The 15,662-nt window shown below is 50.4% G+C and carries 15 protein-coding genes; all 15 read right to left on the bottom strand.

Translation table 11 applies throughout. From position 1 onward, the window contains the following. Window positions 1–3: 3 nt before the first annotated feature. The 15 genes from G358_RS0108200 to spoVAE all read right to left on the bottom strand — a co-directional run bounded on the left by G358_RS0108200 (window position 4) and on the right by spoVAE (window position 15,532). Window positions 4–990: an ABC transporter permease gene (locus G358_RS0108200; protein ID WP_019636727.1), complete on the bottom strand. Its 987-nt coding sequence runs from the start codon at window positions 988–990 to the stop codon at window positions 4–6. Between the two features lie 682 nt (window positions 991–1,672). Further along, a complete protein-coding gene (locus G358_RS29670; RefSeq protein ID WP_157274293.1) occupies window positions 1,673–3,622 on the bottom strand; it encodes a sensor histidine kinase in 1,950 nt (649 codons plus the stop codon). Window positions 3,623–3,867: 245 nt separating this feature from the next. Continuing rightward, entirely contained in the window at window positions 3,868–4,641 is a 774-nt protein-coding gene (locus G358_RS0108185) for a class I SAM-dependent DNA methyltransferase (protein WP_019636724.1), read from the bottom strand. Between the two features lie 284 nt (window positions 4,642–4,925). Continuing rightward, the gene (locus tag G358_RS0108180; RefSeq protein WP_019636723.1) at window positions 4,926–5,840 is read right to left on the bottom strand and encodes a CvfB family protein; all 915 of its coding nucleotides are present in this window, start codon (window positions 5,838–5,840) and stop codon (window positions 4,926–4,928) included. Next, window positions 5,837–6,184, bottom strand: a complete 348-nt coding sequence (gene rsfS / locus G358_RS0108175; RefSeq protein WP_019636722.1) for a ribosome silencing factor — start codon at window positions 6,182–6,184, stop codon at window positions 5,837–5,839. Before rsfS ends, G358_RS0108180 begins: the two co-directional genes overlap by 4 nt. A gap of 102 nt (window positions 6,185–6,286) precedes the next feature. After that, on the bottom strand, window positions 6,287–6,862 hold the full coding sequence (yqeK, locus tag G358_RS0108170; protein WP_019636721.1) for a bis(5'-nucleosyl)-tetraphosphatase (symmetrical) YqeK: 576 nt from the start codon (window positions 6,860–6,862) through the stop codon (window positions 6,287–6,289). After that, entirely contained in the window at window positions 6,846–7,439 is a 594-nt protein-coding gene (locus tag G358_RS0108165; RefSeq protein WP_019636720.1) for a nicotinate-nucleotide adenylyltransferase, read from the bottom strand. The genes yqeK and G358_RS0108165 overlap by 17 nt, the downstream gene beginning before the upstream one ends. A 20-nt stretch (window positions 7,440–7,459) precedes the next feature. After that, window positions 7,460–7,750: a ribosome assembly RNA-binding protein YhbY gene (gene yhbY / locus G358_RS0108160; protein WP_019636719.1), complete on the bottom strand. Its 291-nt coding sequence runs from the start codon at window positions 7,748–7,750 to the stop codon at window positions 7,460–7,462. Between the two features lie 79 nt (window positions 7,751–7,829). Next, a complete protein-coding gene (aroE, locus tag G358_RS0108155) occupies window positions 7,830–8,699 on the bottom strand; it encodes a shikimate dehydrogenase (RefSeq protein WP_019636718.1) in 870 nt (289 codons plus the stop codon). Between the two features lie 27 nt (window positions 8,700–8,726). Continuing rightward, window positions 8,727–9,854, bottom strand: a complete 1,128-nt coding sequence (gene yqeH / locus G358_RS0108150) for a ribosome biogenesis GTPase YqeH (RefSeq protein WP_019636717.1) — start codon at window positions 9,852–9,854, stop codon at window positions 8,727–8,729. After that, on the bottom strand, window positions 9,851–10,375 hold the full coding sequence (locus G358_RS0108145; RefSeq protein ID WP_019636716.1) for a YqeG family HAD IIIA-type phosphatase: 525 nt from the start codon (window positions 10,373–10,375) through the stop codon (window positions 9,851–9,853). Before G358_RS0108145 ends, yqeH begins: the two co-directional genes overlap by 4 nt. A 113-nt stretch (window positions 10,376–10,488) precedes the next feature. Then, window positions 10,489–12,759, bottom strand: a complete 2,271-nt coding sequence (locus tag G358_RS29665) for a DUF4129 domain-containing transglutaminase family protein (protein WP_019636715.1) — start codon at window positions 12,757–12,759, stop codon at window positions 10,489–10,491. Beyond that, entirely contained in the window at window positions 12,756–14,003 is a 1,248-nt protein-coding gene (locus G358_RS0108135) for a DUF58 domain-containing protein (protein WP_019636714.1), read from the bottom strand. The genes G358_RS29665 and G358_RS0108135 overlap by 4 nt, the downstream gene beginning before the upstream one ends. 3 nt (window positions 14,004–14,006) lie before the next feature. Further along, entirely contained in the window at window positions 14,007–14,963 is a 957-nt protein-coding gene (locus G358_RS0108130; RefSeq protein ID WP_019636713.1) for an AAA family ATPase, read from the bottom strand. A gap of 218 nt (window positions 14,964–15,181) precedes the next feature. After that, window positions 15,182–15,532 carry a stage V sporulation protein AE gene (gene spoVAE, locus G358_RS0108125; RefSeq protein WP_019636712.1) on the bottom strand — a complete coding sequence of 117 codons (351 nt, stop codon included), beginning with the start codon at window positions 15,530–15,532 and terminating at the stop codon, window positions 15,182–15,184. Between the last annotated feature and the right edge of the window lie 130 nt (window positions 15,533–15,662).

The following is a 15,662-nucleotide window of genomic DNA, read 5'->3' as shown; positions in this document are numbered from 1 at the left end:
GCACTAGTACAGGCTTGACCCTGCCACTTTCTTCGCTATGGCATTGCTGGACACGACCAGAATGACTGCGATGACAGATTGCACCAGATCAACCGCCGCCGCAAAAGCGTATCTTCCCTGAGCAAGTCCGACATTAAAAGCGTAGGTTTGGATAATTTGAGACTTGTCATTATTGAGCGAGTTGCCAAGCAGCATCACTTGTTCAAAGTTTGAACCAACGAGGCCGCCGCCGAGTATGCTGCCGATTGACAGAATAAGAACAGAGACAATCGCCGCCTTCATACCGGGAAGCGTTACATGCCATATGCGTTTAAGTCTGCCTGCGCCATCCATCTCGGCCGCTTCATACAGCATCGGATCGATGCCCGCAATGGCCGCCAGGAAGATGATCGTCCACCAGCCCGCTTCCTTCCAAATGGCCGAACCGACCGCCAGACCCCAAAACGAATTTGGATCCGTCAATATTTTCAGCGGTTCATCGATCATATGTAACGAAATTAATAAGTTGTTCACTAAGCCTGTCTCTGCAGAGAAGAAGGCGTATGCCATACCGCTGACGATGACCCACGAAATAAAATGCGGCAAATAGCTGGCTGTCTGCACGAAGCGTTTCATAAATGCACTGCGCGTCTCCGTCAACATGATCGCCAGTATAATCGGTACGGGAAACGAGAAGATCAGCTTAAGCACACTTATGGAGAGCGTGTTGCGAACAAGGTTAGGAAAATTATAATCCCGCACCAATTCGCGAAAATAGCGCAGCCCTACCCATTCACTGGTGAAAATTCCCGAAATGCCCGACGATATTTTATAGTTCTTAAATGCGATCAAAATACCGAACATCGGTGCATACGAGAAAACTAGCAAAAAAGCCAGGCCAAACCATACGAAAATTTGAAATGCGATTTGTTTCTTGAATCTTCTCCCTAATGAATCGCCCTGCCAGTTTAGGGGAAGCTCGCGCATAGCATCGTTTGTATTCGTTTTCATTACGTCCCCCCTTCCTATCAGTTACATACAATTATAAGATTGCCTCCCGCTTATGAATACGGATCATTACTAAGCCGATTGCTGTCCTATCTTAAGGTTCCGGCGATGACAAAGCGAATTTTATGTAAAAAGCAGCAAAAAGAGTCTGATGCAAGATCAGACCCTCTACTTATATAAGTTGAACTAAAGAATGGGATGCGGGTAAGGGGGAAAAAGGATGCCGAGGAGAATAAATGGATTTATAGTAGTTAATTTCTACGAGATAGAAGGGAATGTAAATTTAACTGTATCTAGTGTCCTTAGAATCGGGGAAGTTTTTATATATGGGCTGGATCCTTGATTTTAGGTGCATGGAATCCATCTAATTCCCCAAAACATTCGTTTAGAGCATAATTAGATACATGAATTCCATTTGTTGTGCGTCAGCTTGGTCTAGCATCCTAGGGTTGGCAACTTACGGTACGGTATCCTAAGGTGCGACAGCTGAATATGCGACAGCTTGGTCTACGCAACTTACGGCGCAGACAGCTGAATATGCGACAGCTTGGTCTACGCAACTTACGGCACAGCCAGCTTAATATGCGACAGCTTGGTGGGTAACAGCGACCTTGGCGACCTTTTGAACATTTTACGTACTTGCCCACATCCATTTCCATTAGTTCAACTTATATAGCATTGCTTGTTACTTCCTTTTTTTCCCGACCTTTATCGTGCAGACCGCCCCTTCTCCTTCCACACTGCTCATAGAAATACCAAAGCTTCCCCCGTAGAACGCCTTGATCCGTTCATGAACATTGTGAATTCCGATTCCACCCGAAAAAGGAATCTGCTCTGAAGAAATGGACCCGTCCAATATGCTGCGGATGACCTCCAACCGTTCCGGCTCGATGCCAGCTCCGTTGTCTGCAATCGTAATGACGATTTCTTCCGGCTGCTCCGCGATGGATATGCTGATCATCCCTTTCCGGCGTTTCTTCGCCAGACCATGCTGAATGCTGTTCTCAATCATTGGCTGTAAAATAAAGCGCGGAGCGCGAAACTCATCGAGCTTGTCCGCTATTTCTTCAGCGATATGCCATTGTACTTCCAGCCGTGCTCCCATGCGAATTTTATGAATTGCGATATAATGCTCAACGTGCTCCAACTCACTACGCAGCGTTGTATCATTCTCACTTTTGGACAGGCTGTAGCGAAGTAATTTGCCAAGCGACCAGGCCATTTCGGCTACATCCGGCTCATCGCTTTGCAAGGCATGCATTCGCATCGTCTCCAGCGTATTGTACAGAAAGTGCGGATTAATCTGGGCCTGCAGCATTTTAAAGTCCGCTTCCTTTTTCATCAGCTCTACTTTATGGACCGTATTGGTCAGCTCGTCGACACGTCTGATCAACGAATTATAGGATGAGATCAGAAACCCGATTTCATCCGGGCCAATTCTGCCCCGGTACTCGGTAAAATTGTTGAAATCAACCCGTTTCATATGACGGGACAATCCGATGATCCTTTTTGTAATGGAAAATACGATTAAATAGTACATCGCCGACAAAACCGCCAGCAGGCCCCCGCAAACAATGACGAATATAAGCTCTTTTTGCCGCCATGACGGAAACTGCCCCAGCGTATCGCTAATTTCAATCACACGAAGATTCAGCTTATCCAAATAGGCTGAGGTGATTAGCAGCGTATTTTTATTCATATAAAAAGAGGTTTTATTCCCCTCAGCAACAGCATCTATAATTCGCTGCATTTGGCTGACATCCAGCCCGGGGTCCAATTGCCTGGCCACAACTAGATTATGCCGCTGTACATCGGCAAATAAAATACTCGACGAAGCGCTTGAATTGCTAAGCAGGCTCATAAACTGCTTCAGAGCCTCATCACCAATCGTAACTTCGAGATAGCCGAGCTCCTTAGAGTAAGTATCCGTGTATAATTTACGGTAATATTTCAATTTCGGCAGTTGTCCTTCCTCCTGCTGTTCGACGAGCCAAAGACTTTCCTTGGGCTTGAGGGCACGTAGCTCCTCCTCATAGGGACTGCTGCTATTGATGCCAATTCCGCTGTTGCTTTCATTGCTGTTATTACCGCTATTTCCGCTGTTCCTGTTATTGCTGCCATTACCACTATTGCCGTTGTCGCCGCTATTGCTGTTATTGCCGACGCTGCCGCTATCGCCTTGGAGCTTTGCCCATAATTCACTTACATTCACAATATCTTGATTTAACGACAGTACATCTGCCTTATTTTTATAAATTCGAATGTCCGAAATATGCTTGTTGCCCAAGTATGTAAAGGAGATTACGGGCAGTATTTCCTTCTTATAGTTATAGATGACTTCCCAGTCGCTATGATATGCGCCGTTCAAGTATTCCGTTAATGCGGTGTTGTTTTGAAACAGCGAATAGACTGACTCGATTTTGACCAGGTCAGCTTCCAGACTATTATAGGCCTGCTCCATAAACTGTCTTTTTCCGGATAAAAACTGGCTGAGCAGATTCTCGTTCATTTCCCGGTAAAACAGAACACTAAAAATGAAAAATGGCAAGACGATCATAACAACGTACCCGATGATCAATTTGGATACGAGACGCAAACTTTGAAACTTTCGCCATAGCCCAACAATGGGGTTCATAATTATCACGCTACTTTGGATAATGATTTGCATAATTCATTCATTATACCTGATCGGGATGATCAGCCAAACTGTTCATTTCTAAGATATGCCTCTCCGCCTCTCCGCTTCCATACTTGTGATTTGCACAATTTATCAAGCGGTAGTTGCTAAAAAAGGCCACCCGAAAAGGGTAGCCCGATAAACAATCGATACATAATGGCGAAATAATGGCTAATCATCGATATGAACTCAATTATCTCTTATCATTTCACAGCGACATAAAATAGGCGAGCCGCGTCGTCGACCGCCTCAACCCATTCGAAGTCGGCATAAATTGTCACCTCACGGAATCCGCAGCGAAGCAGTTCGCTCTTCATCCATGCCGGATCGTAGGCCCGCTGAATATGCGTCTCTTCAAACCGGCGGTACATATCGGTCCCGCTGCTTTCTTCCCGGGCAAAGATGGACAAATAATGCTGAATCTCATCCCGGGCGGCATCGCGCTCGCAAGTCCAAATATAGGAGACCGAACGCTCATCGCAAATAAACGGCTGCTCTTCATCATAGCGCTTTAGCGTATTGGGATGATGGACATCAAACAGAAACGTTCCTCCCGGCTTGAGCCCGCTATACGTTCTTTGGAACGTACGAACGATATCTTCTTCCTCCAGCAAGTAATTGAGACAGTCGCAGAACGAAATGACGGAGTCTACCGGTTCCGGCACCTCCCAGTCTCGCATATCCTGCTGTACCCAACGGACGCTTCCTTCGCGAAACAGCCGTACCCCCTGCGAAGTACCCTCCATTTTACGCCGCGCGACGGCAAGCATATCGGCAGATAGATCGATTCCCGTCACTTCAAAGCCCGAATTCACCAATGGGATCGTGATGCTTCCCGTGCCGCAGCCGAGCTCGACGATCGTCCGCGGCATACCTAGCCGTTCCCAGGCAGTCCGCGCAAACCTGAGCCACTCCGGGTAAGGCATATCTTCCATCAATTCGTCGTATACATAGGCAAATTTACGATAAGATGCCACGCTGTCACCTGACTTTCTATATGCGCATAAAGCTGCTGTTGTGATGCCGCACGCCTGCCTGGCCTGCTGCTTTGACTTGTTGCCCAGGCTCGCTGCTCTGGCCCGCTGCTTTGACTTGTTGCCCAGGCTCGCTGCTCTGGCCCGCTGCTTTGACTTGTTGCCCAGGCTCGCTGCTCTGGCATACTGCTTTGGCTGCCGCTATATTTTTGTGCCGCCGGGCAACCGCAACCGCGCCGCCGCAGCAGCACGCAGCAGCATTTTGTTGTACTGCAAAGGCTTAATGCTTACTCACCCTTAGCGGAATCGCTTATGTTCTCCCCATCCGGCTTGACCAAATAAGTCCAGTTCTCCCTCTGGGTAACCTTGCCTTCCTTCATCAGCTTGCCCAGCGCCCGCTTGAATGCCGATTTGCTAATACCGAAGCGCTGCTTGATCAAATCCGGTGCCGTCGCATCCGAAAAAGGCATTCCGCCGCCAGGGCGTTCCTGCAAATAAGCCAATATCCGTTCCGAATCCTCGTTTCGTCCGATCTCCTTCCGCGGAGCCATCGACAGATTAACCCGCCCATCCTCGCGGATATGGGCGATGCGCACCTTGACGCGCTCGCCAAGACGCAGCAGCCGGCTGCGCTCCGAGGAATGGATCATGCCGATCACGCCGAAGCCCAGCACGCCGCCATCGACAACGACGAATGTGCCCATTTGCAGCGGCTTGTAGACGATAGCCTCAGCCCACTCGTTCTTCCACGTCGTCGGAGCGTGAAAGGTCATCGGCGCCAGCTCCTGCTCGCCGGCAAGCTTGGCCTTCAATCGCCCCTGCTTGTCATGCTCCATAATGACGTAGACGGCATCGCCCACCTGAGGATGCAGCTCCCGCAGCTCCGGCAGTTCCCGGATGGGCAGCAGCAATTGGCGGCCGAGTCCCATCTCGAGAAAGCAGCCAAGACGGGGATGTACATCCGCCACTTCCAAGAGAGCAAGTTCGCCTAACGTCAATAAAGGCTTCTTCATCGTTGCAGCAAGACGGTCTTCCGTGTCATAGAACAGAAATACCTCCACCGTCTCACCCGGTTTAACTTCACGCGTCAGTTCGGAATAATGCAGCAGAACGTCCTGCATCCCGTTGGTTAGAAAATAACCGTAGGGAGAAACCTCGCGATCAATAGGGAGAGATACTACAGTGCCCGCAATCAGACTCATACCGTCTCCACAACTTTAGCATCGGACCAAAGCCGCTCGATATTGTAATATTCACGTTCATCCCGGTGGAATATATGCACAATTACGTCTCCCAAGTCCATCAGAACCCAGCGGGCGGAATCCATTCCTTCGATGCCCCGGATATCTACGCCAGCTTGATGTGCGCGATTGCGAACTTCAGTCGCTATGGATTGAACCTGCACATCCGAATTCCCGTGGCAAATGACGAAATAATCGGCAATGAGCGAAATGCCCTGCAAGTCCAGCGCCACGATGTCCATTGCTTTTTTCTCATCCACTGCCTTTACGGCCAGGTCCAACAATTGTTTAGGTGAAATCGGCATTCATACGAACCTCCTGATTGGTTATTATAGTCGTTTTTTTGTATAGCCGTTGGATTGTATATTTACAATTTATTCACAGCTTATACCTGTCCTATTTATGGTTTATTTACGGTTTATTTGTTGAATCAAATCGTTTCTCGCCAACACAGTGAGCGGAAAAATGCGCTTTCGCTTCTCGATCAGGAACGATATAGTTGAATCCAGCCCGGCTACGAGCGCTTCCTCCAAACTATGCCCGGCCAGCTCGCGAATGCGGTTCACACCCGGAAAGTCACGACCCGGCTCGATATAATCGGCAAGACATATTATTTTATCCAGCTTGGTCATGCCGATACGGCCGGAGGTATGATAACGGATCGCATCGAGTACCCCTGCATCCTCTACGCCGTAATCCTTTTGGGCGACGAACGCCCCGACCTCTGCATGAAGCAACTGCTTGTCGTAGTCAAGCAATTCAGCGTTCAGCCCATGATCACGAATAACCGCCTCCTGCTGCTCAATCGGCCAAAACTTAGCCACATCGTGGAGCAGTGCGGCCAGATCCGCCCGATGCGCATCTTCGCCAAATCGGTCGGCAAGCATGACTGCAGACTCCATAACGCCGAGCGTATGTCCCCAGCGTCTCTCCGGCATCTGACCGGACACCGCTGTTATTAATTCCTCACGGCTGTAGCCCATACAAACCGCTCCTTGTCATATAATCATAGACCGAGTCCGGCATCATATATCTTACCGACTTGCCTTGAGACAATCGGCTGCGAATCATGCTGGATGAAATGTCGACGAGCGGCATCTCCGCCAAATAAACGGCATCCTGGATAAACGGCGGCAAAGCGTCAAGCTCCAGAAAGCTTCCGGGGCGCTGCAGTCCGATGAACTTCAGCATTTCCGTCAGTTCATCGATGCCTTCCCACTTGGGAAGATAGTTGACCATATCCGCGCCTATGATGAAATAAAACTCCAAATCGGGATGCTGATTCCGCAGCTCTTTGATCGTGTCGACCGTATAAGATACGCCGCCCCGGCGCAGCTCGATATCCAGCGGCTTAAATGCTGGATTGCTGCCGATCGCTTCCGCTACCATGGCAAGGCGCTGCTCTCCGCTGACGCCGGATTGATGCTTGTGGGGAGGCGTATGGGATGGCATGAACCATACCTCATCCAGCTCAAACTGCTCGCGGGCTCTTTCCGCGGCCAACAGATGGCCGAGATGGATCGGATCAAACGCGCCCCCCATTATGCCAACTTTCTTCATTCCTGTCCCTCCCGCCCGGCTTAAGGCAGCTCGATTTGCTTATATTCCCGCGATTCCTTGTACAGCACGATCGTTCTGCCGATCAACTGCACGAGCTCGGCGCCCGCGCCCTCGGCCAGCTCGGAAGCGATCTCTTGCGGATCGTCCAGGTTGTTGTTCAGTATCGACACCTTGATCAATTCGCGGCGTTCCAGCGCTTCCGTAATGTGCCGAATGACCTGGTCGTTGGTACCGCCTTTTCCGACTTGGAAAATCGGCTGAAGATGATGCGCCAGGCTGCGCAAATAACGTTTTTGTTTTCCTGTGAGCATGTAGTACAAAACCCCTTAACATTCAAATGTACTGCTTATGTTTAAAGTTCCATGAAAGCCACAATATATTAATTGATGATTATACCTGCAAGCTGTTTAAGACAACGGTGCGCATCGCTTCAATCGGCGCAGGACGCCCCGTCCAATATTCGAAGGCGTAAGCGCCTTGATACACGAACATGCCAAGCCCGTTATGAATTCGGCAGCCGATCGACTCCGCTCTAACCAGCAGCTCGGTCTTCAGCGGATTGTAGATCAAATCGCTCACGACCATATTAGGCGATAGCAGCTCCGCAGGGATCGGCAGCTCACCGGCCTTCGGATACATCCCGACCGACGTCGTATTAACGACAATGTCGATATGGCTTTCCTGCAGGACGTTAGCCAGTTCCTCCATGCCGCAGGCGCTGATGGCTCCCAAATGGGCCCATTCGTCGGCAAGCTCCTGCGCCTTCTCTATCGTGCGGTTAGCGATGATGACGCTCCCCGGCTTCTCCTGCAGCAGCGCATATACGATCCCCCGCGCCGCGCCGCCGCAGCCGATCACTAGCACATGCTTTCCGGATAAGTCAGCAACGGCTTCCTCCTTGAGAGAGCGAATATAGCCTATACCATCCGTATTGTATCCGGTAAGAACCCCGCCATCGTTCACAATCGTATTTACTGCACCGATTTGTTTGGCCGCTTCATCCACGACATCTACATAATTCATAACATCCACTTTATGGGGAACGGTCACGTTCACGCCTCGAAATCCAAGAGCGGCAATGCCCTTGATTGCATCCTTCAGCTGCTCTTTCCTAACATGCATCGGCACATAAGTGCCGGCAAGGCCTGCTGCTTCAAGCGCAGCGCCATGCATGGCCGGCGACTTCGTTTGCGAAATGGGGTCTCCCATGACACCGAGCAGCAACGGCAATCCGCCAGCACTCTTTACCTCATTATTCAACTCAACAACCTCCTTCGAAACCGTCTATCATATTAGCGAAGGACGTACCAGCACCTTGATTCCCTTCGGCGCATGAGCCGCTACTACCGATCCCGCCTCGCTATTGATCTTGATCCAGCCCAAGCCCGAAATGAACACATCCATGCGGCGGCCTTTCGGGATCCGGAACTCATGTCTTGTCCAGTCAGGAAGCTTGTCCAAGCTGTCACGATGAGGCGGTGACAAGAGTTCTCCTCCATGCTCCGCAAACAACTCATCGGCCTTCTCCAGCTTCGTCCGGTGAATCGGAGCCCGCCCGCTGACAAAGCACGTAAACGATTGGCGCTCTCCCTGAATGAAGTCAAAGCGTCCAAAGCTTCCGAAGAACAGGGTTTGCCCTTCATTCAGTTGATATACGGCCGGCTTCAAGGGCTTGTCAGGCAGCAGTGCCCCGAGATCTTCGGGGCTTACGATTTCACTGTACCGGGAGGGATACATAATCCCCGGCGTGTCGATGATGGAATGGCCGTCATCCAGCGGAATATGTACCATATCCAGCGTCGTTCCCGGATAGCGTGAAACGGTAAGCTCCTGGTCCAAGTCGCTGTAATCCCGGATGAGCCGGTTAATCAGCGTCGATTTTCCTACATTCGTCGCACCGACGACATACACATCGCGTTTGCCGCGAGACGCGGTTATGGCATCCAGCAACCGGTCAAAGCCGCTGCTCTGCTTTGCGCTGCACAAAATAATATCCTCTACTTTGAGCCCCGCTTCTTTCGCTTCCTTCTGCACCCAGTTGCGGACTTTGTTCCAATTGGTTACCTTGGGCAGAAGATCGATTTTATTTACCGCCAGCAGGACGGGGTTGTTGCCGATAAACCGCTGCAAGCCGGAAATAATGCTGCCCTGGAAATCAAAAATGTCCACAATATGAATAACCAGCGCCTCTTTATTGCCCACTTGGCTCAGCAGCCTTAAAAATTCATCCTGCTCCACCGTAATAGAGGAGGATTCGTTATAATTTTTAATCCGGAAGCAGCGCTGGCAAATGACAATTTCTTTCTCCATGGCCTGTGCCGGAATGTAGCCCGGCTTGTCCTTGTGCTCGCTCTGCAGCTGAATGCCGCAGCCGCTGCAGCGCCCGGTATAGATTGCGCCCTGTTCCTCTCTCACTTATTTTCCTCCTCCAGCCATAATCCGCTCTTATGAAGCCGGCGCTTGACGATTCGTTCCAGCCGGCGGTTAACCCGGGTACCAAGTCCTTCTTCGGCAACGGCGATCGGAAGCACTAATACTGTAAACAATCCCATACGGTTGCCCCCGTAGACATCGGTCATCAACTGGTCGCCGACAACGATGGCCTCCTGGGGAGCCAGCCCCAGCATCCCTAATGCTCTGCGAAAGGGAGAGCCTAACGGTTTTCTTGCTTTATGCACAAATTCGATATTTAAAGGGGCTGCGAACTTTGACACCCTGTCCAGATTATTGTTTGACACAATGACAAGTTTAAACCCGGAATTCTTCACTTTCTCAAACCAGTCCACAAGCTCGGGCGTAGCCAAAGGAGCCTTTGCCCCGACAAGGGTATTATCAAGGTCCGTAATGATGCCGCGGTACCCTTGAGCATAAAGGCTTTCCAAATCGATATCAAATACACTGTTTACTCTAAGCTTCGGCAAAAATCTCTCAAACAAATACGTTCACCTCGGTTTCATACGACAAACTATACCACAATCTTTACCCGACTTCCTTATATTTTAAAAAAGAAAACGTCCCCGATGCAAGCGCATAAGGGACATTCCTTCATCTAATCATTAAAGTCATTCCGCCATGTAAAGAACTTGATCCCCTTCCTTGCCTTAACCGCCTTGTAAAGCTTATGCGAAAGCTCCTTCACTTCACGCCAATCGTCCATTGATACCGTATCAGGACTATAACTGGCCTTCTCAAAGCGAAGCAGCAGGGAATTCAGGATGTCAGCCCATTGCGGCTGTTCTTTTCCCCAACGTTCAAACGACTCTCTGACGGTCTCATGACCGTCCCGGTATATCCCTTGCCTGCGCAGCCGCTTCACGATACCTAGCACTGCAACCGAGATTTTCTCCCCTGGAGTCAGGGATCGTCCGAGCCGGATTGTTACGAGGGCAAAATACAACTCCGCCCGGAATAGATAAGCGACAGACACAAACAGCGCAGCTACAGATATAAAGAACACCCAGCGCAATGTCCGCGCATCTATTTCATCGAACAAGCTTCCCTGCTCATCATGACTTTCAAAGTCATCCTCCATGTCTTGAGCCAGCACTTCCTCGATCTCTTCTTCAGGTGTCAGCATCGTCGAGCTGAAGCCCGGTGTAGCTTCAAATGGAATCCAGCCATACTCTTCGCCGAAATACAGCTCCGCCCAGGAGTGGGCGTCGGAATTGCTCACCCTGTAGCCGCTATCCATTTCCGGAAATCGCTGCAGCGTCTCGAAGCTCGGCATGCTTCCGGGGGCGTAGCCTTTGACCCACCTTGCCGGAATTTGCAGCGAGCGGGCCATCATGACCATAGAAGTGGAGTAATAATCACAGTAGCCCTGCTTTATTTCAAACAGGAAGCTTTCGACGAAGTCGCCGCTTTGTTTGCGCGATAAATCCGGCTGATTGGTGTATTCGTAATTTTGCCGCAGATATTCCTGCAGCAGCTCCATTTTCTCATAAGGGGTGTCCCCTTCCGCCGTGACCTCTTGCGCCAAATCCCGAACCCTTTGCGGGAACTGCGCCGGGATTTGCAGGTATTGGCTGTCTATGCTTGAAGACGAATAGAGCGCATCATAGCCGGAGCTTCTTAATTCCTCCACCGGTATAATCGGAATTTCGGCCACTACCTTGTACTGCCTCGGATAATTATAGCCTTGCACAGCGTCGGAAAAACCGTTCCAATACAGCTCGGCTTCCTTGCTGGCCCAATTCATCCGCGGCCGCGGGGCCTCCTCATCCAGCACCTCAATGCTGCTGATGGAATAGCCTCCGAATATAACGGGATAAGCCCTTTCCGTCTGCATCGTCACAATTTGCTCAACCGACTTGGTCTTTACCTTGCCTGCTCCACGATTGACCAGAGGCTCGCTCTCCGATCCTCCGGCATAGAAATGGGTATTCCGCCCTTCCATGCTCAAATCAGCCCAGCCGGCCCCGGTGTAGATGCGCCGAGTCTCCCCCCGCCAATAGGAGCGGACATCGGAAGTAATCGTCATGACGGGGCTGTAGTTAAACTCAAAGCCTTCCCCTAAATTCGTATCATCTCGGCTATATCCGGACAGTATCTCTTCCTGCGATTGGAGGTCGGTGAAAATGCTCACTTCGCTCGTAGCTGCGGAGCCTGGCGCCAGGCCCTGAGCTGCGCGTCCTCTATTTTTCCAGGCCGAATACGGGTCAGTTAGAGTCGGGGATACCGCAGGCATACTAATCCCGATCAACAGCACTGCGGCGAAAATAACGATAATATTCGCAGCGATTTTTAACGGTTCATTGCGCAGCTTAACCCAGCCCTCGGGGTATCGCAGCTGAAACTTGCGAAAGTGCAGACATACGAGCCAGCCGAGTCCCGCGAAGACGAGCCACGCCACATTTCCCCATAAATAATAAGATGTAAAAGAGTCCAGAATCGTAAAAGACACCAAATTAAAGCCAAGAAATATCATAACCCGGGTCCGATCATTCAATAGACGGAGCAGCAGATCAAACAGCCCCCAGGCCGCTAAAGCAAACCATATATAAGGCGATGCATTTTCCGCTAATTGCCTCACCTGATCCGGGAACAGCGGACCCGAAGGATAATAAATATAGCTGCCCAAAACGACTCTCAGAATGACTACCACGGCAAGCGCCTTTACCGTCCAGTTGATCCACGGCCGGAAATGCAGCAAAGCTTCGCATAACGAAACAGCAATCAGCGTACACAATACGATGACGGTTGTCTCCTCAAACCAGATCGGCTCCGTATAATCAATCCATTGCAGGGCGACGATGAGCAGCCACAAAATCATGAACAGTCTATACCATAAAGGATCGCTCTGCTTGAACGGTCTGTTCATATCTTTCCTCCTCCCATCGCGGCGGGAAGATCCTGCAGTGAGGAGACATGAACAGCCCGGATGCCCCGGCCATGCAATGCGCCTTGCCAATACGAACGGGTTCCACCGCTCGGATTGGCGCTGCCGACCTGGATTTGATAAGGGATCATTTGGCGTGATTTTGCCCAATTCAATACGCTCATCGCCGCCTCATTCGTCAGTGGACTAATCAGGATAAAAAAAGAGCCGGGCGGAAAAAAGTCGCGTATTTCTTCCAGCCTGTCCTTATAGCTTCCGTAACCGTCCGCATCGATATCCACGAGATGATGAATCATCTCCTGGCGCTCAATGTATCCTTCGGCTGGTGCAAATCGGCGGACATGCTTGCCGAGCGTGCACAATCCCATGCTGATCCTTTCCCGGGAGCCGTATTCCAGCAGGGAGGCCCCGATAGAGACCGCTAATTCAAATTGCGGCGGTGCAGCATAGCTGACCGTATGGGCATCCAGGACAAGGACGATTTTGGGCAGCGACTCATGCTCAAATTCCTTGGATTTCCATGTCCCCGTCTTGGCCGTCGCATTCCAATGTATTCTCGATATCCGGTCACCATATACATAATCGCGGACCCCGTTAATCTGCGTCGTTTCCCGGCGGGAATTCGACAACGCTGTCTCCGGGCCAGGCAATCGTGAATTGCGGCTGTACAGCTGCCACTGCGGAATAAAGACGGTTCTCGGCAGCACTCTAAAATGCCCGGCAGCCTGAAACACCCCTTTATGCTCCACTAATCCGAAAATATCCTCCGCAGTACATTCGGTTCCTGCGAACTCGTATTTACCTCTTTCCAGTGCAGGGGTGTTATAAATAAGTTCGGCCTCGCCGCGAATCTGAGGCACGACACTGTCTTCAAAAGCCCAGGATTCCCCGTTATGACGCAGCATCACTTCACGAACTACGACATAAGGCAGCGGCATAAATCGCGGAAGCTGAAGATGCAGCCGGACCTGAACCCGATCCCCGGCCTGGAGCAGCACCTGTTCTCCTTCGAACGACATCGTCCGGGCCGCTTTAATACGCCGGATTCCGCCTATTCCGCCGAGAATCCAATAACAGACGAGCAGGGACACCATCGCCAGCAGCATAAACGATGTTTTGCCTCCCTGAAATAAAACATAGAACAGGCAGCTTATCCATAATGATGCCAAGGTCCAAAACTTCGGCGAACGAACCTCCGTTTTCCATGTATCCAGCCAGGCTCGCATCTTTTAACCTACCGAGGATACCGGCACATTCGCCTGATTAATAATTTGCTGCAGCACCTGCTGCGTATTCATGCTGCCAAGGCGGGCTTCCGGGCGCAGCAAAATACGATGTGACAGCACATATGAAGCCAAGGTTTTGATGTCATCCGGCAATACATAATCCCGCTCCTGCAGGAAAGCATAAGCTTTGACCGCCATTACAAACGCGAGCGATGCGCGCGGGCTTGCACCGAGCATGACAGCGTCGTGCTCCCTCGTGCGGCGGACGATGCTCAGCAAATAATCGCTTAATGCGTCACTGATGTGAACCTCGCGGATTTCCTTCTGGATGGCAGCGATTTCCTCCATCGTGGTCACGGCCTCCAATTGATCTGCAGGCTGGCCTTTGGCGTGAAAATGAAGCATAGCCTTCTCTGTTGCTGCATCCGGGTAACCCATCGCTATTTTCATCATAAAACGGTCCAACTGCGCTTCCGGCAGCATATATGTACCTTCAAAATCGATTGGATTTTGCGTGGCACAGAGCATGAAGGGGTGCGGCAGCTCATATGTATGGCCATCTGCGGTCACACTTCGCTCTTCCATAACTTCCAAAAGGGCGGACTGCGTTTTGGTCGTAGCCCGGTTGATTTCATCCGCCAGCAATATATTCGTCATGACCGGACCTGGCCGGAAAACGAAGCGTTCCTCGTGAGGATGAAATACCGATACGCCTGTAATATCACTCGGCAAAATGTCCGGGTTGCACTGTATGCGCCGATAATCCCCGCTCATCGACTTTGCCATAGCTTTAATAAGCTGGGTCTTCCCCGTACCCGGCACATCCTCGATCAATACGTGGCCTCCGGCAAGAAGAGCAGTAAGCAGAAGGGTTATTTCAAATTCTTTTCCTAATATGCAAGCTTCTAGGTTCGCTCGGACAGCAGATATTGTTTGGATCGATTGCTCTCTTACGGGCATCAATTATTCCCTCCCCAGACATAATTCGTCATGCTTATACTTATTGTACATGAAGGTGGGAGGGGAAGTACACTCATAGCCGCGACGTAATTTTTTATTTGCTTAATAATTCATTATTTATTATTTATATATAGAAGGAAATCAAAATATCCCCCTAAAGCCTGCCCGCACAAGCAAGGGGGATCATGTCATATTGTAGCCTGCTTGTCCACTTGCGGCTATCCTCTAGGCCGGGCCACAAGGGCTGCCAGGAATGAGAAAATGATCGCTGCCGAAATTCCGGCGCTCGTCACTTCAAATATCCCGGTAATGACCCCGATCCAGCCATCCTTCTGCAGTTCGGTTAGCGCACCGTGTACAAGTGAGTTTCCGAAACTGGTTATAGGCACGGATGCCCCGGCACCGGCAAATTTAATCAGCGGATCATACCATCCGAAAGCTTCCATTACAGCGCCAACCACAACCAATGTACTCATCGTATGAGCGGGAGTCAATTTCAGCACATCAAACATCAACTGGCCGACTACACAGAATAATCCTCCAATAATAAACGCCCATAGAAAAATCATGACCACTATCCTCCATTTCCAAGATTACATATATTATTTGCCACCTTTATGCTTGTTATGTTTGGTAAATCATCCATATCAGCAAATTTACTACTATAGTAGTGACACTCGAACCGTTTTCTATTTTTTG

This window comes from Paenibacillus fonticola DSM 21315, assembly GCF_000381905.1.
Taxonomy (GTDB): domain Bacteria; phylum Bacillota; class Bacilli; order Paenibacillales; family Paenibacillaceae; genus Fontibacillus; species Fontibacillus fonticola.
The sequence above is the reverse complement of the archived record's forward strand: the minus strand, read 5'-3'. Positions and strand labels throughout refer to the sequence as shown.